Raw genomic sequence first — 24,954 nt, forward strand, 5'->3', positions numbered from 1 at the left:
CTTCATTATAATTGCAAGGAGCCGTTAAAAAAGCAACAATTGCTCCTCCGTAAACAAATTGCCTAGAAACGATCTGCGATGCAAAGGGCTTGGCCCATTTTCTAACAATCGTTCTCGGTGCAGCTTAGTTGCATAGCCTTTATGAATCGCGATCCCGTATGCCGGGTAATCCTGCTCCCATTCCGACGCGCAAAGCCTATCGCGTGTAACCTTGGCTACAATTGATGCGGCTGCGATGCTCTGGCTCGTTGCATCCCCTTTGATAATGGATTGCTGAGGCAGAGACACATCCACCTTCTCCGCATCGATAAGCAAATAATCAGAAGGAATTTGCAAGGACTCTACGGCAATTTTCATGGCAAGCCTAGCAGCCTGCTTTATATTGATACGGTCAATCGTTTCCGCATCAACGCGAGCGGCCGACCAGGCGACACATTCCTGCAAAATAACATCATAAAGCTGGTCACGCTTTTTCTCAGAAAGCTTCTTAGAGTCATTGACTCCCTCAATCACTAACCCAGGCGGAAAAATAACGGCAGCTGCGACAACATCTCCGAACAAACATCCCCGCCCTACCTCATCTACGCCCGCAATTGCTTTATAACCTTCCTGCCATAACGACTGTTCGTATTGCAGCACGTTACGTTCCCCCGTTTCACATCAATAAGGTGGAGCTTCCAGCGTAATCCGTCCCAGCTTTCCTGAGCGCAAATCACGTAAAATAATGCCTGATGTCTTCTCCAAATCGACGTGGCCGCCGCTAATCAGACAGCCTCTACGACGCCCTATATCTTCCATTACACGTACGATTTCATCCGAATCCGACGCATCCTTCGGCGGAGTTTCAAGTTCGTAACGCTCTTTTATGTTAGGCCAGTAGCGATCCAGCAGCTCACGCATTGCAAAAAAAGCAATATCGTCAACGTTCAAGATTTGCTCTCTAATCGCGCCTGTCATCGCAAGCCGATAGCCGACAAGCTCGTCTTCAAACTTCGGCCACAAAATGCCTGGCGTATCGAGAAGCTCCATTTCCGTACCGATCTTTATCCACTGCTGCCCCTTCGTCACGCCTGGACGGTCGCCTGTTAAAGCAATCGCACGGCCGGCGAGTTTATTGATCAGCGTCGATTTCCCGACATTCGGTATACCGACAATAAGGCCGCGAAGAGCGCGCGGGTTAATTCCTTTGTTGATCTGACGGGCAATTTTCTCATGTAAAATCTGCTTCGCCTTTAACGGAACCTCGTTTACTTTCGTCCCTGTAGACGAATCAATCGCAATCGATTCATGACCTTCATTACGGAAATAGGCCATCCATTGCTCCGTTGTCTTAGGGTCAGCCAAATCGGATTTATTCAATACAATCAATCTTGGCTTTCCGTTCAAAATTTCCTCAATCATCGGATTGCGGCTTGAAAGCGGAACACGAGCATCTAACAGTTCGATGGCAAGATCGATTAGTTTCAGCTTGTCTTGTATTTGCCGTTTCGCCCGGGTCATATGTCCCGGGAACCATTGAATGGTCATTTACTCACCTCATTTAGTCCAGTGCTTAATAAACTCTAATTTGTTCAGCGGCCAAAAAATAATATCAGCGCGGCCCACAACCTCTTTATCGGATACAAATCCGATCACCCTGCTATCCGTGCTGTCGCTCCGGTTATCGCCAAGAGCAAAAATCGTATCCTCAGGAACTACAAGTTCAGCTACATCGGATGTCGATCCTTTTTCATTATAAAGCCTGCCTTCAGCATGTGCTGCCTCAACGGCTTCTTTAATATATGGCTCATCAATTTTTTTATCATTAATATAGAGGTCATCGCCGTCGAGCTTTATTTTGTCGCCTGGTACGCCTATAACCCTCTTAATAAATTTACGGCCTTGCTCTGGAACATCGAATACGACGACTTCTCCAAATTTAGGCTCGCGAATCGTATACAATATTTTATTTACAATCAATCGTTCGCCAGTCTCAAAGTTCGGCTGCATCGAAGGTCCGTCGACGATGAATGGGGAAAACAAAAATTGACGTATTAGAAATACGAGAACGACTGCGATCACTAATGCTTTGATCCATTCTACGATTTCTTTATAAGCACCGCCTTGCTTGCCAGAGCCGGAAGCATGGACAGCTGCTCGAGTAGGTATATTTTGCTGAAAATCCGCATGGTCCTGCGTATCCTTTAAATCATGATCATTGCCTGTCCCGTCATTTCGCTGCTGAGAGTCCACTCTGCCCGCCTTCTTCCCATATGCTGTAGTATGTAAATGACCTTTGAGAAAAAACGAAAAGGAGCTTGTTTGCGCAAGCCCCTCTTGTCGTTTGTTCTTAACGAATTTCTTTAATACGAGCAGCTTTTCCGCGAAGACTACGTAGGTAGTACAATTTCGCGCGACGTACTTTACCACGGCGAGCCACTTCGATTTTTTCGATTTTAGGCGAGTTAAGCGGGAAAGTTCTTTCCACACCAACACCGTAGGAAATTTTACGCACTGTAAAAGTTTCGCTAATACCACCGCCGCGACGTTTGATTACAACGCCTTCGAACAATTGGATACGCTCACGAGTTCCCTCGATAACTTTTACATGAACTTTTAGCGTGTCACCAGGACGAAAGTTCGGTAGACCTTGACGCAGGTTTTCTTGCGCAATTGTTTGCAAAAGATTCATTTGATTCACTCCTTCCGCCATAGACGTTCTTATAAGCTCACCGAATTCCTCTGAACCGGGTCATCGCTGATAGCGGACCGTCCGACTTTTCGAACAACATTAAAAATATTACCATAGTCAGCCCAATAATACAATACGATTTTTTATTCCTATTTCATGTATACTGAAATATGACAAACACCGACAGAAGAGGTGACTGATTTGCACCAACTTAATAAATCTGTTTCAGCGATTAAAAAAGGGGGAATAACGGCTGTTCTTTTACTGTTAGCTTTCTCTGCACCTACTCAAACATTTGGTGAAGCAACCGCTTTCAAGGATACGAATGGTCACTGGGCAGGCTCCTATATCTCCTGGGCTGTCGATCAAAAATTAGCACAGGGCTATGGCGATGGCTCCTTTAAACCCAATAATCTTATTAATGAAGCTGAATTTTTAGCAATGCTGTTAAGAACATATAACCTAGCAGCTGAATCACCGTCAACTGGCAGTGTTTGGTCAAAGCCATATTACGATTATGCAAATAATCATGGCTGGCCGCTTAGTCCTTCACCTCAAAACAAGGAGTTACGCCGAGGCGAGGCGGCTCTCCTGCTTGCTTCAGCAGCGAACGGGAAAGCTTTCACGGAGCAAAGCGCCATCCAATGGCTGCTCGATGAAAAAATTTCTAACGGCCGAACTTCAGCGACAGTTACGGGCTTCAGCCCAGACGGCAAGCTTACCCGCGCAGAGGCGCTAACCTTCTTTTACAACCTAAAGCAGCACTCAAAAACACTATCGGATGCAAAAATTATAAAGACAAATCATTCACTCGGCGGCATTTCATTAAATGATACGCTGGAGAAACTCCACAATACACTTGGCAAACCTTCACGCATTGATCCAAGTGAATACGGTTTCTCCTGGCATGTTTATAACAGTAGCTATAGTCATTACATGATGTTCGGCGTGCAAAACTCCCGAGTTGTGGCCCTCTTCTCGAACGCAGGCGACGACTGGGTAAGTCCGTCCGGAATAAAAATCGGACAAGCGATTGAAAGCGCCAAGAAACTTGTGAAAAACGCAGTTAGCCCCGAGCATAAGGATGACTATTACGCGTATACCATAGTCGGCGAACGAATCACCCTTTTCTACGACAGGCAGGACGCAAATAATATTGCAGGTATCTTGCGAATGAATCAATCGGTCTCCAAACCTGTTAAATCAGCTTATACAAGCAAGCTTGAGTCGGCTTTTGAACAGCAGCTCTTCGATCTTGCAAACGCGGAGCGTTCCATCCGCGGCATACCTCTCTTGCAATGGGACAAGCTCGCTGCCGCTTCCGCACATAGTCACAGCAGCGATATGAATAATCGCGACTTTTTTGACCACATCAACCCGGACGGTTCCTCACCGTTTGATCGCATGAAAGCAAAAGGGGTTATCTACCACTCAGCGGCAGAAAATATTGCTGCTGGCTATTCAAATAGCATATTCGCTCACTATGGTTGGCTCAATTCCAAGTCAGGACATCGCGAAACGATGTTGGACAGCAAGCTCAAGCGACTTGGTACTGGCATTTCCGTTGGTGGAAGCTATCAAACCTATTATACCCAAAATTTCTACACTCCATAATACAGCTAACACAGTTAATATTAAAATAAAAGCAGCAGCGAAAGTCCGCTGCTGCTTTTATTCTCATCTGGACTAGTTACTTGTCCTTTTTAGACGTTTGCTGCCTCTGCTGAGCAGTCAGCCACTTGCGTTCCTTGTCAGTCAGCTCAGCGCTTTCCAGAAGGTCTGGTCGCCGCTCCAGCGTCCGCAGGAGCGATTGCTCGCGGCGCCATACCTCGATATTCGCATGGTGCCCGGAAATTAAGACATCGGGAACATCCCAACCGCGAAATTCAGCAGGACGGGTGTAATGGGGATGCTCCAGCAGGCCCGTGCTATATGAATCCGTTACGGCTGAAGTCTCGTTCCCAAGAACCCCTGGAAGCAGCCTTACAACGCTATCTATAAGAACCATAGCCGGAATTTCTCCGCCAGTAAGCACGTAATCTCCAATTGAAATCTCGTCGGTTACGAGATGCTCTCGAATACGCTCGTCATAGCCCTCATAGTGGCCGCAGATGAGTACCAAATGCTTCTCTTGGGATAGTTCCTCTGCTTTCTGCTGCGTAAACTGCGCGCCTTGAGGACAGAGCAGAATGACACGAGGCTTTACGTCATTATCGAGTTTAAGATCCTCAACGGCAGCAAAAACCGGCTCTGGCTTTAATACCATGCCGCCTCCGCCACCGTATGGATAATCATCAACCGTATTGTGTTTATTGCCTGAATACGCTCTGAAGTTGATCGCTTGAGGGGAAACAATCCCTTTTTCTTTCGCTTTTCCCAGAATGCTGGCGTTAAACACGCCATCGAGCATTTCCGGAAACAGCGTTAGTACATCTATCTTCATCGGTTAAATCAATCCTTCCATCAAATGGACCGTCACGATTTTCTCTTTCTTGTCTACATTTAACAGGACATCGTCTATGACAGGCAGCAGAAGCTGCTTGCCAGAGCCTTTTGGACGGTCAACGACCCAAACATCATTGGCGCCAGGGCTTAAAATTTCGGATATAACGCCCAGCTCTTCGCCCTCATCAGAAATAACGCGGCAGCCAATTATTTCATGATAGTAATATTCGCCTTCGTCAAGCTCCTGCTGCTTGTCCTCGGACACCTTAAGCACCCAGCCTTTATATTTCTCGACTTGATTAATATCCGTGAAGCCTTCCAGCTTCAATATGTATACGTTTTTATTCGCTCGTGAGTTAATTATATTCACTTCTAGCGAAGCTCCGGATTCCTCGTTCAGCATAAGCAGTTTGCTTCCTGCTGCGAAACGATCCTCCGCGAAATCCGTTTGCGATAGAATTTTCAGTTCGCCTCGAATACCGTGCGTATTAACAACCTTCCCGACCGTAAACCATTTCTCGTTCATGACAACCAGCCCTTCATAATGTGTATTGCCTTATTATACATGCAAAAACGGCATCGTTCCATGTTGGAGAACGAAGCCGCTATAATGAGCATAAGAATCGTCGTTAAAAGCTCGGTTCACGGTGCTATATAAGCAGATTTATAAGTGAAATTACAAATTCTTATATAATGAAAAAAAGGCTAGGACATTCATCCTAACCTTCTCCCCGTACGTGCATCATGACATAATGTCTACGATGACGCGCTTTTGCGATTTGACGGAAGCAGAAGTCACTACCGTACGCATAGCTTTCGCTATGCGTCCCTGTTTACCGATGATTTTACCGATATCCTCGGGGTGAACCGAAAGCTCGTATATCGTGCCACGGTCATCATCCTTCACATTGATTTGCACCTGATCAGGATGATCAACCAATGCCTTCGCTATGACAAGAATCAATTCTTTCATCTCAAGGCCCTCCGCTATTCAACAGTTATTTCTGTTGCCGAAGCTCATGGAACTTTTTAAGAACACCAGCTTTGGAAAGCAAGTCGCGAACTGTATCAGAAGCTTGCGCTCCTGTTTGCAGCCATTTCAACGCTTTTTCTTCATCGATCTTAACTTGAGCCGGTTGTGCAACCGGGTTGTAAGTGCCGATCTCTTCGATAAAACGTCCGTCACGCGGCGAACGGGAATCCGAAACTACTACGCGGTAGAAAGGAGCTTTGTGAGCACCAATTCTTTTCAAACGAATACGTACTGCCATGAAAATTCACCTCCTTCAAAGAGTAAACGATTGTTAAAACGGGAATTTCATATTTTTGCCGAGCATGCCCTTCAGGCCTTTCTTGCCGCCCTTCGGTCCTTTCGGCCCCATCATCGATGAGAATTGCTTCATCATTTTCTTCATGTCATCAAACTGCTTAATAAGGCGGTTAACCTCGACAATCGTCGTACCGCTTCCTGCAGCAACACGCTTGCGACGACTATGGTTAAGCAGCTCCGGCTTTTGCTTCTCCTCTTTCGTCATGGAGCGAACAATAGCCTCGACACGGCCGATCTGTTTCTCATCGACCTTCATATCCTTCATGCCCTTCATCTTGTTCATGCCGGGCAGCATATCCATGATTTGATCAAGCGGTCCAAGGTTGCGAACCTGCTCCATCTGCTCAAGAAAATCATCGAACGTAAATTCTGCCGTACGCATTTTACGTTCCATTTCTTTCGCTTTGTCCGCATCGATATTCGATTGTGCCTTCTCAATCAGCGATAGCATGTCGCCCATGCCGAGTATACGAGAAGCCATACGCTCAGGATGGAACGGCTCCAAGGAGTCGATTTTCTCACCCATCGCTGCGAATTTAATTGGGCAGCCTGTTACGGCTTTGACGGAAAGCGCCGCGCCACCGCGAGTATCGCCGTCAAGCTTCGTTAATACGACGCCAGTCAGAGCAAGCTGCTCGTGAAAGCTTTGGGCTACGTTAACCGCATCTTGCCCCGTCATTGCATCCACAACGAGCAGCACTTCATCCGGCTTCGTCACCTGATGGATTTGCTTCAGCTCTTCCATCAACTCTTCATCGATATGCAGGCGGCCCGCCGTATCGATAATGACGTAATCATTTCCGTTCTCTTTGGCATGCTGAAGTCCCGCACGCGCAATTTCTACAGGCGAAGTCTGATCACCAAGCGAGAAGACTGGCGCATTGATTTGTTCACCTAGCACTTGAAGCTGCTTGATCGCAGCGGGACGGTAAATGTCACACGCGATTAGGAGCGGCTTGTTGTTGCTCTTTTGAAGCAGCTTGGCCAGCTTTCCGGTCGTTGTTGTCTTACCGGCGCCCTGCAAGCCTGCCATCATAATAACGGTCGGCGGCTTGTTCGCTTTTGCCAGCTTGCTTTGCGTACCGCCCATCAGCTCGGTCAGCTCTTTATTTACGATATCGATGACGACCATGCCGGGCGTGAAGCTCTTGGATACATCCAAGCCGATTGCCCGTTCCTTCACCTTCGCGATAAAGTCCTTCACGACTTTAAAGTTAACGTCCGCCTCAAGAAGCGCCAAACGCACCTCGCGCATTGCTTCGCTAACATCTTCCTCGGAAACCTTTCCTTTGCCCCTCAGCTTGCTGAACACATTTTGAAGCCGACTCGATAAGCTCTCAAATGCTGCCATGTACCGTCACCTCCATTCTTTATGTATTATTCGGCTAATTTAAATTGTGCAATAACATTCATGAGTGCCTGCCGATCCTGCTCGGCAATGGCAAGCTCATTCACGCTGTTTACAAGCTGCACGGTTAATTGTTGAAGTGAATCATGCCTAACAAGTAAGCTTAGCTTGCTCTCGTAGCTCTCCAGCACCTGCTCAGCACGCTTTATATGCTCGTACACGGCTTGTCGGCTAATCCCGAACTCGGCTGCAATTTCCCCAAGGGAGAAATCGTCGTGAAAATAATATTTGAGAAACGTCCGCTGCTTCTCAGTCAAGAGCGGCTCGTAAAAGTCGAACAACAAGTTTATTCGGGTTGTTTTGGATAAGGCATCTGGTTCATTTGCTTTCATCCCCTCAGCCCCTCCTGTTATTTAGCTTGTTTCGCCGACAAGGTAAACACCTTTACACCTGACAACGTCTTTTATAATACATGACGCCATAGGCTGCTGTCAAGCATTTCCCCTTGTCACCTTTACGAACGGTTCTGACTGTCTGCTGCTTTTGCTCAAATCGGCATTATTCCGCCTTTTTTTCCGTTTCCTCTGCGTCCTCGCGTTGAATCAATCCCGCAAACAGCGCATGGATAAATTGCTCTGAATCAAACTGCTGAAGGTCGCCCATCTTCTCGCCTAATCCAACCAGCTTCACCGGTAAGCTCAGCTCATTTCGAATCGCAATAACGATACCGCCCTTAGCCGTCCCGTCCAGCTTCGTCAGAACAAGGCCGGTAACGCCGCTCTTCTCGCCGAACAGCTTAGCCTGGCTAAGCGCGTTTTGACCAGTCGTCGCATCAAGCACCAGCAGAACCTCATGCGGTGCTTCCGGCAGCTCGCGCTGAATCACACGAAAAATCTTGTTGAGCTCTTCCATCAAGTTCGTTTTATTTTGAAGTCTTCCCGCTGTATCGCATAAGAGTACATCTACGCCGCGCTGCTTAGCCGCTTGCACTGCATCGAACATAACGGCTGCGGGATCTGAGCCAGATTGCTGCTTGATTACATCCACGCCTACCCGCTGACCCCATACCTCCAACTGCTCGATCGCTCCTGCACGGAACGTGTCGCCTGCCGCCAAAAGCACGCTTTTACCCTCGCTCTTGAACTTGTGCGCAAGCTTTCCGATTGTCGTCGTTTTGCCGACACCGTTAACGCCAACGAACAAAATAACGGTGATACCGCTCGGTGCCATGCGCAAGCCGGAATGATCGTCACCCTTCATAAGGTTTATCAACTTTTCCGATAAGATTGGCTGCAAGTCAGATGCATCCTCGATCTTGCGTTTTTTGACTTCGACACGAAGATCGTCAATTAGCTGCATAACCGTGTTGACGCCAACATCCGCGCCGATTAGAATTTCTTCCAGCTCCTCGTAGAACTGTTCGTCAATTTTTTTGCGGCGCGTAATAAGCTCTTCAACCTTTTCTACAAACGCCGTACGCGTCTTCGTCAAACCTTCTTTGAAAATATTCGTTACCGCTTCTGTTTTCGTCGCGATGCTTTCCTTCAGCTTCTTAAAAAAACTCATCGTTTCCACTCCCATCCTCACATTGCCGGCTTTTCTTTTCTTTATGCAGATACCGGCTCTTCATCCTCTAGACGTACGGACACCAGCTTCGATACGCCGCCTTCCTCCATGGTAACACCGTACAGTACATCAGCTTCTTCCATCGTGCCTTTGCGATGCGTCACGACGATAAATTGTGTCAGCTCAGAGAACTCGCGTAAATATTGCGCGAAACGCGATACGTTCGCTTCATCGAGAGCTGCCTCAACCTCATCGAGCACGCAGAACGGAACCGGTTTTACCTGCAAAATCGCAAACAGCAAAGCAATTGCCGTCAAAGCGCGTTCTCCGCCGGAGAGCAGCTGCAGGTTTTGCAGCTTTTTGCCTGGCGGCTGAGCAACAATATCGATGCCTGTGTCCAAAACGCGGTCCGGCTCTACGAGCACCAGATCCGCCCTTCCGCCACCGAACAGCTTCGCGAATACGACGACAAAGTGACCGCGTATCGCTTCAAAGGTCGCTCTGAAACGCTTCGACATCTCATCATCCATTTCGCGGATGACCTGATAAAGCGTCGTTTTCGCCTCGATCAAGTCATTTTTCTGCTCGGACAGAAATTCAAATCGTTCACTGACTCGCTCGTACTCCTCGATTGCGCCTAGGTTTACATCGCCAAGCGAAGTAATTTGGCGCTTAATGTCCCTGACCTCATTTTGTGTACCCAGAATATCCTCTGGAATCGGATACTCTTCCTTAGCAAGCTCATAGCTCAGCTCATACTCCTCGCTAAGCTTGCGAAGCAAATTATCCAGCTCCACATCGAGCCGGTTCGCGGCAATTTCCGTTTGCCGCATTTGCTCTTCGACTTGTCTTAGCTGAGCGCGCTGCTCCTTCGTCTCACTCTCGCCAAGATCGAGCTCCGTAATACGCTGCGCGCGCACTGAACGCTTCAAATCCGTTTGTTCCGCGCATTCTTGTTTCTTTATGCGCAGATGATTAAGCTGTTCAATCTGCTGAACCGACTCATTCGCGTGTCTGGCGATCTCTTCTTCCTGCTGCGCAGCCAAGGAGCGCAAGCCTTCCAGTTCCTGCTTCGCCCGCCCAATCTCGGCGCGAACCCGTGCCGATTGATCCTCAAACGAAAGCTTTTCCTGATCTGTCTTCGCAGCTGCGATCTTAATATCGGTAAGCTGGCCTTGCAGCTCTTCTTTGGCCGATTCGCTCGCTTTGCGACGCTCCTCCGCCATGCGAATCGCTTCCTGCAGCCTTGCCTCGTCCACGACAAGCTGCTCTAAACGCAGTTCAGCCGCCGCTGCCGTTGCTTGAACATCCTTCTGCTCGGATAAATGCGAGTTGCGATCAGCAGAGTATAGCTGTCGCTGCTCATCCAGATGCTTCGCTTCATTGTGAAGCTGCTGAAGCTCAGCCCGGATTTGCTGTTCTTCGATACGGCTTTTCTCGCCTTCCGCACGCAGCTCTTCAATGTTATGAGTGCGGATGGAATGCTCCTTGCGCAGATCGCTTAGCTTATTTCGCAGCTGTTCAACCATCCTGCGCGCATCGGTAATTTCTTGATCGAGCGCATCAATCTGACGTTGACGGCCAAGCAAGCTGGCTCCCTTCTTCTGCAAGCTGCCTCCCGTCATTGAACCGCCGGCATTAACGACATCCCCTTCTAGGGTGACAACGCGGTAGCGGTACTGACACTTCGATGCGATTCGATTCGCCTGTTCAAGCGTTTCGGCAAGCAAAACATTGCCGAGTAAGCTGTTTACAATCGCGGAATACCTAGCATCAGAGCTCACTAAGTCAGCGGCAACGCCTACGAATCCTTCAACGGATTCCGCAGTGCGCTTATCATGCTCTGGCACCTGCCGGCCGCGAATAACGTCAAGCGGCAGGAACGTAGCCCGGCCAAGCTGGCGCTGCTTTAGGAAAGCAATTGCGGTACGAGCCGTTTTTTCGTCTTCCATGACGATATGCTGCAAGGCCCCGCCTAGCGCAGTCTCAACGGCAGTCTCAATTCTTTCCGGCACGCGAACGAGCTCTGCGACCGCACCATGGACTCCGCTAATGCCGCTATTCCCGCGTCTCGAAGCTTTGAGCACCTCTTTAACGCCCTGCATAAAGCCGTCCAACGCATCCTGCATTTCCTTCATCGTGTCGCGCCTCGAAATATGGCTGTCGAGCTTTTGCTCCCACTTTCGAATCGCTAACGTAACTTCTTCCAGGCTTTGCGAAATTGTTCGTGTTTTCTCCGACTCGGTAAGCGTTTTGCTTCTAGCCTGTTCTAAGCGAGCCAGCGTCGCTTCAAGCGCCGTTGCAAGCTCCGAACGTCTCTCGTCCAATTTCGTTTGCTGCTCCAGCCACTTGGTTTCATCCTCGCTTATCCGTTCCATCCGACGTTGCAGCGTTTCTTGCTGTTGAGCCGCGTAACGAATTTCGTTCCGATGCTGCGCCATTGCGCTGAGCACTTCTAACAGCTCGCTCTTCAGTGTTTCTTCTGCATCAGCGACAGCGCCGCCAGCGACGCCTAATAAGCGAGCCTCCTCTTCCGATATCTTAGAGCGAAGATCAGCCAGCTGAAGCTGAAGCGCCGCTGCACGGCTGCGGAATTCTGCTTCCTCCTGCGTCATCGTAACGATTCGGGCGTCCTGCGCTGCAATCGATTCCTCGAGCTTTTGCTTGTTTTGTTCCAAATTGCGCTTTCGCTCCTTCAGAACCTCGCCATAACCCTCACATTTTTCAAAATCCTCGCTTATTTGAAGCATTGCCTCATGCAGCTGGTCGAGCACCAATTCCAAATCGCGAAGCTGCTGACGATCTTTCTCTAAATGGGCATCATGCTTGCTGACTACAGTGGAAAGCTGAAGCTGTTCCTGCTGCAAGCGCTCAAGCTTACCGCTTGCTTCGGTCCATGAACCGTGAATCTGTTCAATGTTATGTACGTACATTGAAATTTCTTTCGTTTTCAGCTGCTCCTTAAGCGCCTTGAAATGGATCGCTTTCTCTGACTGCTTGCGAAGCGGACCAACCTGATCCTCCAGCTCCGTAACAAGGTCGTGAATACGCAGCAAATTTTGCTCAGTTTCGTCGAGCTTCCTCTGTGCTTCGCGTTTACGCGACTTGTATTTGACAATACCGGAGGCTTCTTCAAAAATACCCCGCCTATCCTCCGAGCGCGTGCTTAAAATTTCTTCGATTCGGCCTTGTCCAATAATAGAGTAGGCCTCTTTACCGATACCGGTGTCCATAAATAGCTCGGTAATATCTTTTAGCCTGCATGGCTGCTTATTTATCAAATATTCGCTATCGCCGCTCCGATGTACGCGTCTTGTTACGGTAACCTCGTTATATTCCAGAGGCAGCGCATTATCCGCATTATCAAGGGTGAGCGAAACCTCGCTGTAGTTCACAGCTTTTCGGGAATCGCTTCCCGCAAAAATAATATCCTCCATCTTGCCGCCGCGCAGGCTCTTCGCGCTTTGCTCCCCGAGCACCCAGCGTATGCCGTCAGATATATTACTTTTACCGCTGCCGTTCGGACCTACTACCGCCGTGATGCCGGTTACAAATTCCATTTCAGTCCGATCAGCAAAAGATTTAAAGCCTGATAATTCTATCCGTTTCAGAAACATGTCTTGGTTTTCACCTCACCCCTCATTGTACCACATCTTATGGGCCTTGATAACCATTTCAGCCGCTAATTGCGACCTAGGGGCGTTAGTCTTACACCTTCATACAACACGATATGCAGCTATTTTCAAAATATAGGATTTATAGTATTTAAAAGGTGTTATTTTCGTTAGTCATGTACTAAAAAAAGAGAGCATCCCTTAGGCACGATGGCCGTACGGATACTCTCTTCGTTAATTAAGCTTGTTCCTGCGACAGCGTGCGCCATGCTTCCGCGGCAGCACGCTGCTCGGCTTCCTTCTTAGTTCTTCCGCTGCCAACGCCAAAGCGCTCTTCACCGAGATAGACCTCTACGACAAACTCACGGTCATGCGCAGGTCCGCGTTCTTCGATTATCCGATACTCGACTGCTCCAAGCCCATGATGCTGAGAACGCTCCTGAAGCTTGGATTTGGAATCCTTCACAAGAAGACCGTAATCATTAGATTCAACAAAAGGAAACATATGCTCGTTTAAAAATGCTCTAGTCTGCTCAATCCCTGCATCCAGGAATATTGCACCGACAAACGATTCGAACAAGTCGGCTAGCAGCGCTTGGCGCTGCCTGCCTCCAAGCTGTTCCTCGCCTCGCCCCAGCAATACATGCGAACCTAGCTCCAAACGCTCCGCAAACTGCGCTAAAGACGGCTCGCAGACGATTGATGCACGCATTCTCGTAAGTTCACCCTCAGGCCGCTGCGGATATGTCGCAAATAAATATTCCGACACCAGCAGTTGAAGAACAGCATCGCCCAAAAATTCCAAACGCTCATTATCCTGAGCAGACCCGCGCTTATGTTCGTTTACATAGGAGGTGTGGGTGAAAGCCTGCTTGAGCAGCTTCGTCCGTTTAAAGCTGAGCTGCAGCCGCTGCTGCAGCTCATAGAAGGAATCACGCTTCATAAACTTTCATCACGATCGATGCATTATGACCGCCAAAGCCAAATGAGTTGGACAATGCCGTTCTCACATTTGCTTCGCGCGGTTTGTTCGGAACATAATCGAGATCACATTCCGGATCTTGATTATCCAAATTGATAGTCGGTGCAATGATGCCGTTTTTGAGCGTCAAGCCGAGTATAACCGCTTCTACGCCTCCAGCAGCGCCAAGCAAATGACCTGTCATCGATTTTGTCGAGCTAACCGCTACTTTATAAGCATGGTCTCCAAGCGCTTTCTTAATCGCCTTCGTCTCGGAGCGATCACCCACTGGCGTGGATGTGCCATGTGCATTGATGTAGTCGATGTCAGATGCTTCGACTCCAGCATCCTTAAGCGCCTTTACCATGCAGCGAGCAGCGCCGTCCGGATCTGGCTCAGTCATGTGGTGAGCGTCGCCGCTCATGCCGTAACCGATGACCTCAGCGTAAATTTTTGCACCGCGCGCTTGTGCATGCTCAAGCGATTCCAGTACTAGAACGCCGGCACCCTCACCCATAACAAAGCCGTCGCGATCGATATCAAATGGACGACTTGCCTTTTCGGGTTCATTGTTTCGAACGGACATGGCCCGCATGGAGCAGAATCCCGCCATTCCCGTAGGTCTGATCGTCGCTTCGGCGCCGCCCGCAATCATCACGTCGGCATCGCCGCGTTGGATTAATTTGAACGAATCACCAATGGAATGCGTTCCTGTCGCACAAGCGGTAACCGCTGTGCTATTCGGTCCTTTAGCACCTGTAAGCATCGACACTTGGCCGGAAGCCATATTAGCAATCATCATCGGTATGAAGAATGGGCTCACGCGCTTAGGGCCTTTTTCCAGCAGGATATTATGTTGATCCTCCCAAGTGCCAAGTCCCCCGATCCCGGAGCCGACCATAACGCCAACGCGTTCGGGATCGGCATTTTGACCAATTTGCAAATCCGCATCTTTAACCGCCAATTGGCTGGCTACTGCCGCAAATTGCACAAAGCGGTCCATTCTCCGTGCTTCCTTTTTATCTAAACCGTAATCCTCGGGATTGAAGTTTTTAACTTCTGCCGCAATATAAGTTGGGTAATCGGAGAAATCGAAAGCCTCGACAACCGATACGCCCGACTTTCCTTCCAGCAGGTTACCCCAGAATTGCTCCAAATCGGAACCTAGCGAAGTAATAACTCCCATACCAGTAACAACAACTCTTTGTTTCATTCGATTCACCTCTGTATCCAGCAGTATTGATGAGCGCGTGGCATCATCTCGTTATTCTAAAGCCATGGTGCTGTAATTCGTATACCCTGCTTATATTTCTCGGTAAATACAAGCAATGCCGTTCAAGGACGGTGAGCCTTTACACTTGAAATATAAGGAGGTATAAATTCATTGCGCTTGAAACCATTTACCTTGTGTATATAAAAGCTGTGAAGCCTGCATAATTAATTTCACGAAAACGGTTTAGATGGAGAGAAGTCCCGTTTATTAAAAACGGGACTTGTCCTTCTTACGTATGAGATTGTATGTATTTAACTACTTCTCCCACAGTGGTGATAGTCTCTGCGTCTTCATCAGAGATTTCCATATCAAACTCGTCTTCTAGCTCCATGACCAATTCAACGACATCAAGAGAGTCAGCGCCGAGGTCATCTTTAAATGAAGCTTCTAGTGTAACTTCCGCTTCGTCAACGCCTAGTCGGTCGATGACGATACGTTTTACGCGATCTACTACTTCGGACATCCGGTTCACCTCCTCCATGGTATTATACGAGAATTAAAGATAAAATGCCATACGTAACCGTTTTAATTCCGTATCAGGGAATTATTTGGCGTTACATATACATGCCGCCGTCCACATGAATCGTCTGTCCAGTCATATAGGCTGAGGCATCGGAAGCAAGAAAACGGACCGCATTTGCGATGTCGCTCGGATCACCGAGACGGGCAAGCGGAATTTGACCAGATAAGGATTGGCGTATTTCTTCCGGCAGCTTGTCCGTCATTTCGGTTTGAATAAATCCTGGGGCAACACAGTTAACTGTAATGCCACGGGACGCAAGCTCGCGTGCACTAGCCTTAGTCAAACCAATTACGCCAGCCTTCGCTGCGACATAGTTAGCTTGCCCAGGATTTCCGAGCACACCAACGACAGAAGAAATATTGATGATGCGCCCGGAACGCTGCTTCATCATGGTGCGAGTGACCGCTTTAATGCCATTGAATACACCCTTGAGGTTCGTCTCAATGACTTGGTCAAACTCGTCTTCCTTCATACGCATGATTAAATTATCTCTAGTAATACCAGCATTATTCACTAAAATGTCAACCGATCCGAATTGTACGATGACTTCCTTGACCATCGCTTCAAATTCATCTGTTTTGCCAACATTTGCTTTAATGACAATTGCGCGTCTCCCGAGTGCTTCAATGGCTTCCGCCGTTTCAGCTGCCGCCGCCTCGCTGCCGGAGTAATTGATGGCAACATCTGCTCCAGCCTCAGCTAGCGCAATGGCAATCGATCTTCCGATTCCCCGCGACGCACCCGTTACGAGAGCTTTCTTGCCTTCCAAGCTAGCAAACATGGTATCCCCTCCATCCTAAAATTCATTCACCTGCAGCGCTTCAAGCGCAGAAATACTGTTTATTGAAATGACACGAAGATTTTTGTCGACTTTCTTAATCAAGCCGGCAAGCACCGTTCCAGAACCGATTTCTACAAATGTATCAACGCCCTGTTCGATTAGGTAACGAACGCTGTCTTCCCATAGAACAGGAGAATAAACCTGCTCCACGAGCAAATTACGAATCTCGTCGGCTGAAGTAACAGCCTTTGCGGTTACGTTAGCTATAACCGGAACGCTTGCGTCGAGCATTGCGATGCCAGCCAGCGTGGTCTGAAGATTGTCGGCTGCCGGCTTCATGAGAGACGAGTGAAACGGACCGCTTACTTCAAGCGGAATAACCCGTTTTGCGCCAGCCTCTTCCTTGCCGCGCTGAACAACCGCTTCTACGCCCGCCGCAGTGCCCGATACGACAATTTGTCCGGGACAATTCACATTTGCAAGCTCAACTGCCGTACCTTCCGCCGTAATCGATGCACATAACGCAGCCAGGGTTTCACGCTCTGCACCCAGCACGGCAGCCATTGCACCCTGACCGCTTGGAACAGCCTGCTCCATGAATTGACCGCGTGCGCGAACCGTTCGCACGGCATCCTCGAATGAAAGAACACCCGCTGCAACAAGGGCGCTGTACTCTCCAAGACTGTGACCAGCTACATAATCCGGTTTCAATCCTCGAACCTGCAAGGCTTCTAACAGAGCAACGCTAACGGTAAGCAGCGCAGGCTGTGTATTGGCTGTTTGCTTCAGCACCTCATCTGGTCCCTCAAAAATAATATTACTTAAGGAAAAGCCAAGCGCTCGATCCGCCTGTTCAAAAATTAAGCGTGAATGATCGAAAGTTTCGAAAACATCCTTACCCATTCCGACAGCCTGTGCGCCTTGTCCTGGAAAAACAAATGCAATTTTACTCAAACGCGTTCCCTCCTTAACATTTATTACCACACAAGAACGGAAGCGCCCCATGTCAAACCGCCGCCAAAACCAACAAGCACGATGCGGTCGCCTTCCTTCACGCGGCCCTGCTCGACTGCTTCCGCAAGAGCAACCGGAATGGAAGCCGAAGACATATTTCCGTATTTATCAAGATTGATCATTGCTTTATCTTCTGACAGGCTCAGCCTGTTTAACGCGGACTGGATAATACGAATGTTCGCTTGATGYGGCACGAGAAGATCGACCTCTTCCTTCGCTATTCCCGCTTTCAGTAAAGCCTCTTCAGCAACGCTGCCCATAATTCTTACCGCGAACTTGAATACATCATTACCGGCCATCTGGATATAGTGCTGTTTGGCTTGAATGCTCTCTTCCGTTGCCGGTACGCGTGAGCCGCCTCCATTTACTTTAAGCAGTTCTCCTCCGCTGCCGTCTGCGCCGAGCTCAAACGACTGGAATCCGCGGCCCTCTTCAACTTGTCCTAGTACAACTGCGCCTGCACCGTCACCGAACAGAATGCATGTATTGCGGTCTGTGTAATCAGTAATGCGCGACAGCGTTTCAGCCCCCACAACGAGTACGTTCTTGTACATGCCGCTAGCAATCATGCTCGAGCCTGTCGCAAGCCCGTAAATAAAACCAGAGCACGCTGCAGACAAATCAAATGCCGCAGCTTTCTTCGCGCCAAGCTTATCCTGAAGCAGGCATGCCGTCGATGGAAAAAACATATCGGGCGTTATCGTCGCTACGATTATTAGATCAATATCTTCCGCTGTTAGACCTGCCGCGGCAATTGCTTCACGCGATGCATGCAGCGCAAGATCAGACGTCGCTTCCTCTGCAGCAGCAAGGCGGCGTTCTTTGATGCCAGTGCGCGTTACGATCCACTCGTCATTTGTTTCTACCATCGCTTCGAGCTCTTTGTTCGATAAGATACGTTCAGGAACGTATTTGCCCGTTCCGATAATCCCTACAGGATGTAACCCCATTTCGCACACTCACTTCCCGTTTATTTCGGCTGAAATCGTTTCAATCAGCTGGCCTTGAATCGCGCTTCTTGCTTGTCTTACCGCATTTTTGACGGCAAGCGCATCCGATGATCCGTGGCATTTCACAACAAGCCCGTTTAGTCCAAGAAGCGGCGCTCCGCCATGCTCCTTATAGTCCATTCTTTTCTTCAAGGGCCGCAGCTTAGGCAGCATAATCGCCGCAGCCAGCTTCGTCAGTAACGATTGGCTAAAGGCATCTTTAAGCGATGTAAAAATCGTTCCCGCCGCGCCCTCCATCGCCTTCAACATAATATTGCCGGCAAAGCCGTCGCATACGAGCACATCGCAATTGCGATTAAGAACATCCCTTGCTTCGACGTTGCCAATAAAATGAACAGGCGCTTGCTCCAGTAAAGCATAGGCAGCTTTAGCCATTTCGTTACCCTTCATCGCTTCAGTTCCGACGTTCAAGAGCCCAACCCTTGGATTCTCAAGCCCGTGCACCTTAGCCCGGTAGATACTGCCCATAATAGCATATTGCAGCAAATGCTCCGGTTTGGCATCCATGTTCGCTCCTAAATCAAGCGTTAGAATACCGACATCATCCATTGTAGGCATCATAGGCGCAAGAGCCGGTCTCTCAATGCCATCCATTCTTCCTACTACAAGCAAGCCAGTGGCCATCAAAGCGCCAGTATTGCCTGCTGAGAGCATTGCGTCCGCTTGTTTCTCGCGAACGAGCTGTCCGGCAACAACCATGGACGCTCCCTTCTTGCGGCGCACTGCCTTTACCGGCTCATCATCAGGACCGATAACCTCGTCCGCATGACAAATCGTCACGTTAGCAGGTTTCTGCCCTTTCATGAGCGGTTCAATCACAGACGTATCACCAACGAGCAGCAGCTCCGTATCCGGCCACTCCGCTGCAGCATCAAGCGCCCCTTGCACAATTAGGCCAGGAGCATTATCTCCGCCCATAGCGTCAATAGCGATCCGCACGTTCGTCTCCTCCTTCTGTATCTGTATCTCCCGCGGACCGATAAATCACAAAGTTTCCTTGGAACACCATTTCATCGCCCACATACGTGAAGAGTTCTACCTTTGCTTTGCTTCGTTCTCCCGAAATGGAGCGAACATAGGCCTTAGCGATGCACTTTTCTCCAAGCTTAACGGGACGAATGAATCTAATATCAGCGGTTACAGTAAGTGCAATTTCATCATCTATAATAGCAACGGCAAGTGAGTTTGCTTGGGCAAACACATGATGTCCGCGTGCAATGCCAGTCCTCGAGAACACATGCTCTTCCCGAATCTCAAACACCGAGATACCGCTCTTGTCCAGCTCCAAATCGACAATATCACCGATAACCTCATGCAAAGGCAGCGATCGAACAGAGTCGTAGGAGCGTTCGGCCATTAGCTTCAGGCGTTCTCTCAGCTCCGGTATTCCAAGTTCCATGCGGTCAAGGCGAATCGTCTGGATGCTTACTTTGAGCAGTCGCGTGAGCTCCCGATCGTTTATAAAAGGATTTTCATCAATATATCGGGCAAGCTGCTGATGCCGCTGCCGTTTGGGCATTCGTTCGATGTTCGGCACCACCTTCTACCTTAGAGTAACGGTTAGACCTCATTTACGCACCGCGGACTCCAAGGGTCATCAGTACGATTAGTATATGTATGTTGCTTGATATTATCACCAGGTACTAATTAAGTATATAAAAAAATGCGCCCGAGCGCAATGTTGCATCATAAAAATAGCACTCCATCAAATGATGAAGTGCTACCTCTGACATCAATTCACTATTGGGAAATGATCTCTTTTGTTTTGTAATATCCACAAACTTTGCATACGTGGTGAGCCAATTTCAGCTCGCCGCATTGCTCACATTTCACCATGCCCGGTACTGCAAGTTTGAAATGCGTACGACGTTTATCACGGCGAGTCTTGGATGTTCTACGCTGAGGTACTGCCATATTTAACACCTCCTTCAAAAAATCAATCGGCACTACGCTTATTCCTTAAATAGATCCTTTAGCGCCGCAAAACGGACATCAATCTTCTCCGTTGAGCAGCTGCATGTGTGCTCATTTAAGTTCTGTCCGCAAGTTTGACAGAGACCCTTACAATCATTGCTGCAAAGCGGTGCAAAAGGCATGAACAACTGAAGCGCTTCTTCCACATAAGGCCTCAAGTCCAGTCTGTCCGCATCTACTTCAATGAAGTCACTCTCTTCCTCTTCCATATCCTCATCGCGATCTACGTCAGACGCAGCCCGCTTGAATACTTCCGAGAAACGAATAACCGTATGATCCTTCACCGGTTCTAGGCAACGCGAGCAGGCAAGATCGAGGTCAATGGCAAGTTTGCCATCCACTTCAATGAAGCCTTCGTGCCCAGTCACCTGAAGCATTACATGAAGAGGTCCCGTACGATAAACATCTTGGCGTCCTTTAAAGAGGTCACTAACATCCAACTCTTCGTCGATTGTCGTTTTCAACCCTTTGGACATTGTTTCTTGAATATGAAACTGCATCAGATCACCCCAAACAAACAAAGATTATTATATCTATCAGACTACTGTTTTGTCAACATTTTCACACTGTTTTTCCTTAATGCTTTAAGCAGGCCGTGATTGAGCTTCTTCTCTATGCTATAGTTAAACCACCAACATTTAACAGAGAGAGGACCCAAACGAATGCGTACAGTCGGACTTATTGTCGAGTACAATCCTTTTCATAACGGACATTTGTATCATTTGCAACAATCGCGAAAAATAACGCAAGCCGACGCAGTCGTTGCCGTTATGAGCGGCAATTTCCTGCAGCGCGGCGAGCCTGCCCTGCTCGACAAATGGTCTCGGACACGAATGGCGCTTGAAGGCGGCTGCGATCTCGTTATCGAACTGCCCGTCGCATACGCCACGCAAGCTGCCGAATGGTTTGCTTACGGTGCTGTGTCCTTGCTTGAGGCTACAGGTGTCGTTGACAGTTTCTGCTTCGGAACGGAGAACGGCGAGCTTGAGCCGCTGCTCTTGGCTGCAGATATCGTAGCACATGAGCCCCCTGCCTTCAAAGCTTTATTAAAACAGCTTCTGCAAACGGGAATAAGTTACCCCAGCGCATACAGCAGTGCCATTACTGCTTATTTAGCAGATTTGGGACATGCTTCTGCTGCAAATTTCCCGTTTGCTCTGCCGAACCACACGTTAGGCCTCCATTATTTGCTTGCCTTAAAACGGCTGCAGTGCCAAATGGCGCCTTACACCATCACTCGCGAGAAAGCGCAATATAATCAGGAAACACCGTCAGACAGCCAGATCGCTAGCGCGACTGCGATTCGTAAGCTGCTGCTCGAACAACGCTCACTTGAAGACGCGCGCGCATACGTTCCTGAGACTACGCTGCGTATCCTGCAGGAGGAATGGTCTTCAGGCCGCTGCCCGATCAGTTGGCAGCCCTTCACGAACGCCTTGCTTCATGCGATCGTAACCCGTTCGCCAAATGAACTGGCGGATTTTCATGAGATTAACGAAGGCTTGGAACACCGCATCCTCAATGCCCTGCCTAGCCTTGCCTCTAGAAGCTTCGACGACCTGCTGGCAGCATTGAAAACCAAGCGCTACACGCGGACAAAGCTGCAGCGGTCACTTCTCGCTATCTTGCTAGGACATCGCAAAGAAGATTTCAGCTCGGATAAGCTCGCTGCGGGTGTTGAATATATAAGAGTGCTTGGTTTTACCGAAAAAGGCAAGCATTTATTGCGCCGCATGCGAAATTCAGCCAAGCTTCCCGTGCTGCTTAGCGCTGCAAGACCTCCAAAACCGTTTCGATTCCTCGAGCTTGACACCCAGGCCAGCAGTGTTTATATGCTTGGCGTTCCAGGAGTTGCGAATGTCCAATCGATGTTCCGGGATTTTACGGAAAGACCGGTCGTGATTGAATCTTCGTTGAAGTAAAAATCTGCATGGCTGCTACTTCCCGGCCTCTGACTGGAAAATTCCAATTTGTTCCACAGCTTCCTGGAGCGAAGATACGCTTACAACCTTTGTCGAGGAGCCAAGCGATTTCACTTTCGCCTCGGCTTCCTCGAAATTGTCAGAAGGCACCAGAAACAGCTGGGCGCCTTCTTCGCTTGCGATGACTATTTTTTGCTTAATGCCGCCGATCGCCCCAACCTTGCCATCAACCGCAAGGGTACCCGTTGCCGCGATGCGGCTGCCGCCCGATAAATCACCCTTCGTAAGCAAATCCAGAGCTTGCAGCGCAAAGACAAGTCCAGCCGACGGGCCTCCGATCTCATCGGCCGTTATGGTAATCCGGTTATCGCGATTCGCCGGCTCCAGCACGTGCAGCTCCGTTATACTCCGTATGCCGAGCGCATCCAAAAGCTTCACGTTTGTCTTCACTGAAACAAAGCGATCCGCCGAAACGACTGCTTGAAGTTGCTTGCCATTTCTTACAATATCGAAAGCAACGGATTCAGCAGCACCGCTAATCCCTATCAGCGATTGAAGCAATTCATTTGTGCTACGTGAAGGTTTTTCACCATGGATCCCTAGCAGCAAATCACCAGCCTGAAAGGATACTTCACCCGCAGCCGCATCAGTTAGAACTTCGGAGACAACCATGCCATTCGGCTTGCTCTCATAAGACACACCGGCAAAACGATACGCTGCTTCAATAGCATTATTTTGAGACCCCTGCATGATCACTTGCTGCCTTTCTGCATATTGCTCCTTCGTATATCCCCTAAGCACATCCCGTTTTGGGTGCACCTCTTTATTCGAGTTCAACATAGCCGAGATGGCATTCAGCAAGTTCGGCTCCGTTAGCTTCACTGCTGTGAGCAAGAAATCCCCATCACCAAGCTCGTCTCCCGCTTCAATCGCCAGCATCGGCTTAACGGGGACTGCAATTCCAGGCTCATAAACCACATAAGGCGTTGGAGCATATAACAGCACCCACATCAAAGCTGAAGTCGCTGCAACGACCATCGCTATTCTGCGCAAATCTGTTCGTTGCTTTCGCATCCGCCACTCCCCGATCAAGCAATTTATTCATTTCTTATTGAGTTCTCAATCCTGCTGTCCTGCCGGGCAAAACGTGACACTTGGTCTATCCATGGACAAACATGCGTACTAATTAACGTATACGATTGTCCATTTCTTCATGACATTCGTCTGCGAACCATGTGACCCTACACTTATTTTCCCAATAAAATAAAGGAGTTGTGTAGCATTGGCTAAAACGGTTATGTTAGCGTTCCTGTCCATCCTGCTTGTCGTAGCCATCATCCTTCAGCCGGATGCTTCCTTCCAATCCTCCCTACAAGGACTTACCGTGTGGTGGAATATTGTTTTTCCCGGCCTGCTGCCGTTTCTAGTATTATTCGAGCTTATTGCCTCGTTTGGCCTCGCTCACGCTGTCAGCTCTTTGCTGCAGCCGCTCATGAACCGGTTGTTCAAGCTTCCTGGGGAAGCGTCGCTTGCTATTGTCCTAGGCTGGATGGGAGGTTATCCCGCTGGTGCAGATGCGGCATCCTCCCTGCGCAAAAGAAACCTCGTGACAAAACAACAGGGCCAACGCCTGCTCGCCCTTGCCCATATGCCTAATCCTTTGTTTATGCTCGTGGTCATCGGCGCAGGCTTCCTGCATAAGCCAATAGTCGGTGTTATCATTGCAGCAGCCGTATGGCTCTCAGCCCTGTGGGTGATGATTTTCATGACGCTGGTTCGGCCCAAAGATGACACAGAGAATAACCAAGCTGTTGAAATTAAGTCGGAAGAGAATCGGAGCAGTATCCTGCAGCGCTCAGCAGAGGCGCTTCGCCTCGGCAGGGAGCAGGATGGCCGAAGCTTTGGGAAAGCGCTTGGCGATGCCGTTACAGCCAGCGTTCAGAAGCTTATGATGATTGGCGGCTTTATGATCTTTGCAGCTGTTCTTGCTAAATTATCGGAACCGCTTCTCTCTCCGCTGCTGGATAAGGCTGGGCTTAGTTTTATAAGTCAGGCTTTTTTCGAAGGCCATCTGGGAGCTTATTCGGCTGCTATTTGGGATGCACCTGGTACCGGAACGCTCAGCAATGCCGCTGCTATTGCTGCCGTCCTTGCATGGAGCGGACTTAGCGGCATTTTTCAGGCTGGTTATTCCATAACAGGTACCGATCTCAAGCTGTTCCCTTTCGTCGTATGGCGCGTCGTACACGCCTTGCACGCCTTACTGTTCATGCTGCTCCTTTGGAAGCCCGCTCTATCGCTTCTGCGTCCTATTCTGGCCCCTGGGGCTCTGCCAGCCTTTGTCAACGCTGAATCATTCTTGCCGGAACATACGGTCGCAGTCGTCATTAAAGCCGGCGAGCTTCCGTTGTTATGGCAATTCTCGCTCTCGGCTTGTCTCCTGCTTGCACTGCTCGGGTTATTTGTTTCTATAATCCTTCTTCCGTTTCGCAAACCAATAAATCGGTATAAAGCTTAATTTG

Annotated in this window: 26 protein-coding genes; 3 read left to right on the forward strand and 23 right to left on the reverse strand. The window is 49.0% G+C overall.

Annotated elements, in window-relative coordinates; all coding sequences use genetic code 11:
• Nucleotides 1-24 precede the first annotated feature (24 nt).
• The 4 genes from AC1DLI_RS14365 to rplS form a co-directional block, all read right to left on the reverse strand.
• Nucleotides 25-639 carry a ribonuclease HII gene (locus tag AC1DLI_RS14365; protein ID WP_477603632.1) on the reverse strand — a complete coding sequence of 205 codons (615 nt, stop codon included), beginning with the start codon at nucleotides 637-639 and terminating at the stop codon, nucleotides 25-27.
• Between the two features lie 21 nt (nucleotides 640-660).
• On the reverse strand, nucleotides 661-1,527 hold the full coding sequence (gene ylqF, locus AC1DLI_RS14370; protein WP_308994577.1) for a ribosome biogenesis GTPase YlqF: 867 nt from the start codon (nucleotides 1,525-1,527) through the stop codon (nucleotides 661-663).
• A 9-nt stretch (nucleotides 1,528-1,536) separates the two neighbouring features.
• Complete coding sequence (gene lepB / locus AC1DLI_RS14375; RefSeq protein WP_477605015.1) at nucleotides 1,537-2,148, reverse strand: signal peptidase I; 612 nt, start codon at nucleotides 2,146-2,148, stop codon at nucleotides 1,537-1,539.
• A 181-nt stretch (nucleotides 2,149-2,329) separates the two neighbouring features.
• The gene (gene rplS, locus AC1DLI_RS14380; RefSeq protein WP_053375699.1) at nucleotides 2,330-2,671 is read right to left on the reverse strand and encodes a 50S ribosomal protein L19; all 342 of its coding nucleotides are present in this window, start codon (nucleotides 2,669-2,671) and stop codon (nucleotides 2,330-2,332) included.
• Nucleotides 2,672-2,872: 201 nt separating this feature from the next.
• Here rplS and AC1DLI_RS14385 point away from each other — a divergent pair, with 201 nt between their 5' ends.
• Nucleotides 2,873-4,285 (forward strand): CAP-associated domain-containing protein, encoded by a 1,413-nt coding sequence (locus AC1DLI_RS14385; protein ID WP_477603635.1) that lies wholly within the window; start codon nucleotides 2,873-2,875, stop codon nucleotides 4,283-4,285.
• A gap of 76 nt (nucleotides 4,286-4,361) precedes the next feature.
• On the opposite strand, the gene trmD is transcribed toward AC1DLI_RS14385, so the two are convergent.
• From trmD to AC1DLI_RS14475, 18 genes are all read right to left on the reverse strand, one after another.
• Nucleotides 4,362-5,114 (reverse strand): tRNA (guanosine(37)-N1)-methyltransferase TrmD, encoded by a 753-nt coding sequence (trmD, locus tag AC1DLI_RS14390; protein ID WP_477603637.1) that lies wholly within the window; start codon nucleotides 5,112-5,114, stop codon nucleotides 4,362-4,364.
• Between the two features lie 3 nt (nucleotides 5,115-5,117).
• Nucleotides 5,118-5,642: a ribosome maturation factor RimM gene (gene rimM / locus AC1DLI_RS14395; RefSeq protein WP_477603639.1), complete on the reverse strand. Its 525-nt coding sequence runs from the start codon at nucleotides 5,640-5,642 to the stop codon at nucleotides 5,118-5,120.
• Nucleotides 5,643-5,858: 216 nt separating this feature from the next.
• Entirely contained in the window at nucleotides 5,859-6,089 is a 231-nt protein-coding gene (locus tag AC1DLI_RS14400; RefSeq protein WP_053375695.1) for a KH domain-containing protein, read from the reverse strand.
• A 25-nt stretch (nucleotides 6,090-6,114) separates the two neighbouring features.
• Nucleotides 6,115-6,387, reverse strand: coding sequence for a 30S ribosomal protein S16 (gene rpsP, locus AC1DLI_RS14405; protein WP_056637034.1), 273 nt, complete (start codon nucleotides 6,385-6,387; stop codon nucleotides 6,115-6,117).
• Between the two features lie 33 nt (nucleotides 6,388-6,420).
• Entirely contained in the window at nucleotides 6,421-7,797 is a 1,377-nt protein-coding gene (gene ffh, locus AC1DLI_RS14410) for a signal recognition particle protein (RefSeq protein ID WP_477603642.1), read from the reverse strand.
• A gap of 26 nt (nucleotides 7,798-7,823) precedes the next feature.
• Nucleotides 7,824-8,186, reverse strand: coding sequence for a YlxM family DNA-binding protein (gene ylxM, locus AC1DLI_RS14415; protein ID WP_477603644.1), 363 nt, complete (start codon nucleotides 8,184-8,186; stop codon nucleotides 7,824-7,826).
• Nucleotides 8,187-8,352: 166 nt separating this feature from the next.
• A complete protein-coding gene (gene ftsY / locus AC1DLI_RS14420) occupies nucleotides 8,353-9,360 on the reverse strand; it encodes a signal recognition particle-docking protein FtsY (RefSeq protein WP_308994584.1) in 1,008 nt (335 codons plus the stop codon).
• A 41-nt stretch (nucleotides 9,361-9,401) separates the two neighbouring features.
• Nucleotides 9,402-12,977: a chromosome segregation protein SMC gene (smc, locus tag AC1DLI_RS14425; RefSeq protein ID WP_477603647.1), complete on the reverse strand. Its 3,576-nt coding sequence runs from the start codon at nucleotides 12,975-12,977 to the stop codon at nucleotides 9,402-9,404.
• 235 nt (nucleotides 12,978-13,212) lie between these two features.
• Nucleotides 13,213-13,917: a ribonuclease III gene (rnc, locus tag AC1DLI_RS14430; protein ID WP_138751618.1), complete on the reverse strand. Its 705-nt coding sequence runs from the start codon at nucleotides 13,915-13,917 to the stop codon at nucleotides 13,213-13,215.
• A complete protein-coding gene (fabF, locus tag AC1DLI_RS14435; RefSeq protein WP_308994586.1) occupies nucleotides 13,907-15,148 on the reverse strand; it encodes a beta-ketoacyl-ACP synthase II in 1,242 nt (413 codons plus the stop codon). Before fabF ends, rnc begins: the two co-directional genes overlap by 11 nt.
• A 289-nt stretch (nucleotides 15,149-15,437) precedes the next feature.
• Complete coding sequence (locus tag AC1DLI_RS14440; protein WP_053375686.1) at nucleotides 15,438-15,671, reverse strand: acyl carrier protein; 234 nt, start codon at nucleotides 15,669-15,671, stop codon at nucleotides 15,438-15,440.
• A 91-nt stretch (nucleotides 15,672-15,762) separates the two neighbouring features.
• Nucleotides 15,763-16,512 (reverse strand): 3-oxoacyl-[acyl-carrier-protein] reductase, encoded by a 750-nt coding sequence (gene fabG / locus AC1DLI_RS14445; RefSeq protein WP_477603650.1) that lies wholly within the window; start codon nucleotides 16,510-16,512, stop codon nucleotides 15,763-15,765.
• Nucleotides 16,513-16,527: 15 nt separating this feature from the next.
• Complete coding sequence (fabD, locus tag AC1DLI_RS14450) at nucleotides 16,528-17,466, reverse strand: ACP S-malonyltransferase (protein ID WP_477603654.1); 939 nt, start codon at nucleotides 17,464-17,466, stop codon at nucleotides 16,528-16,530.
• Between the two features lie 23 nt (nucleotides 17,467-17,489).
• Nucleotides 17,490-18,476: a beta-ketoacyl-ACP synthase III gene (locus AC1DLI_RS14455; protein ID WP_477603656.1), complete on the reverse strand. Its 987-nt coding sequence runs from the start codon at nucleotides 18,474-18,476 to the stop codon at nucleotides 17,490-17,492.
• 9 nt (nucleotides 18,477-18,485) lie between these two features.
• Nucleotides 18,486-19,475 carry a phosphate acyltransferase PlsX gene (gene plsX / locus AC1DLI_RS14460; protein WP_477603658.1) on the reverse strand — a complete coding sequence of 330 codons (990 nt, stop codon included), beginning with the start codon at nucleotides 19,473-19,475 and terminating at the stop codon, nucleotides 18,486-18,488.
• Nucleotides 19,459-20,055: a transcription factor FapR gene (gene fapR / locus AC1DLI_RS14465; protein WP_364144420.1), complete on the reverse strand. Its 597-nt coding sequence runs from the start codon at nucleotides 20,053-20,055 to the stop codon at nucleotides 19,459-19,461. The genes plsX and fapR overlap by 17 nt, the downstream gene beginning before the upstream one ends.
• A gap of 221 nt (nucleotides 20,056-20,276) precedes the next feature.
• Nucleotides 20,277-20,450, reverse strand: coding sequence for a 50S ribosomal protein L32 (gene rpmF / locus AC1DLI_RS14470; RefSeq protein WP_006036546.1), 174 nt, complete (start codon nucleotides 20,448-20,450; stop codon nucleotides 20,277-20,279).
• Nucleotides 20,451-20,488: 38 nt separating this feature from the next.
• Entirely contained in the window at nucleotides 20,489-21,010 is a 522-nt protein-coding gene (locus AC1DLI_RS14475) for a YceD family protein (protein WP_477603660.1), read from the reverse strand.
• Between the two features lie 162 nt (nucleotides 21,011-21,172).
• Between AC1DLI_RS14475 and AC1DLI_RS14480 the strand changes: the two genes are divergently transcribed.
• Entirely contained in the window at nucleotides 21,173-22,432 is a 1,260-nt protein-coding gene (locus AC1DLI_RS14480; protein ID WP_477603662.1) for a nucleotidyltransferase, read from the forward strand.
• 15 nt (nucleotides 22,433-22,447) lie between these two features.
• On the opposite strand, the gene AC1DLI_RS14485 is transcribed toward AC1DLI_RS14480, so the two are convergent.
• The gene (locus tag AC1DLI_RS14485; protein WP_477603664.1) at nucleotides 22,448-23,506 is read right to left on the reverse strand and encodes a S16 family serine protease; all 1,059 of its coding nucleotides are present in this window, start codon (nucleotides 23,504-23,506) and stop codon (nucleotides 22,448-22,450) included.
• 208 nt (nucleotides 23,507-23,714) lie between these two features.
• Between AC1DLI_RS14485 and AC1DLI_RS14490 the strand changes: the two genes are divergently transcribed.
• A complete protein-coding gene (locus AC1DLI_RS14490; RefSeq protein WP_477603666.1) occupies nucleotides 23,715-24,950 on the forward strand; it encodes a nucleoside recognition domain-containing protein in 1,236 nt (411 codons plus the stop codon).
• The last annotated feature ends 4 nt before the right edge of the window (nucleotides 24,951-24,954 follow it).

The sequence above is a fragment of the Paenibacillus sp. 01T443 genome (assembly GCF_056398325.1).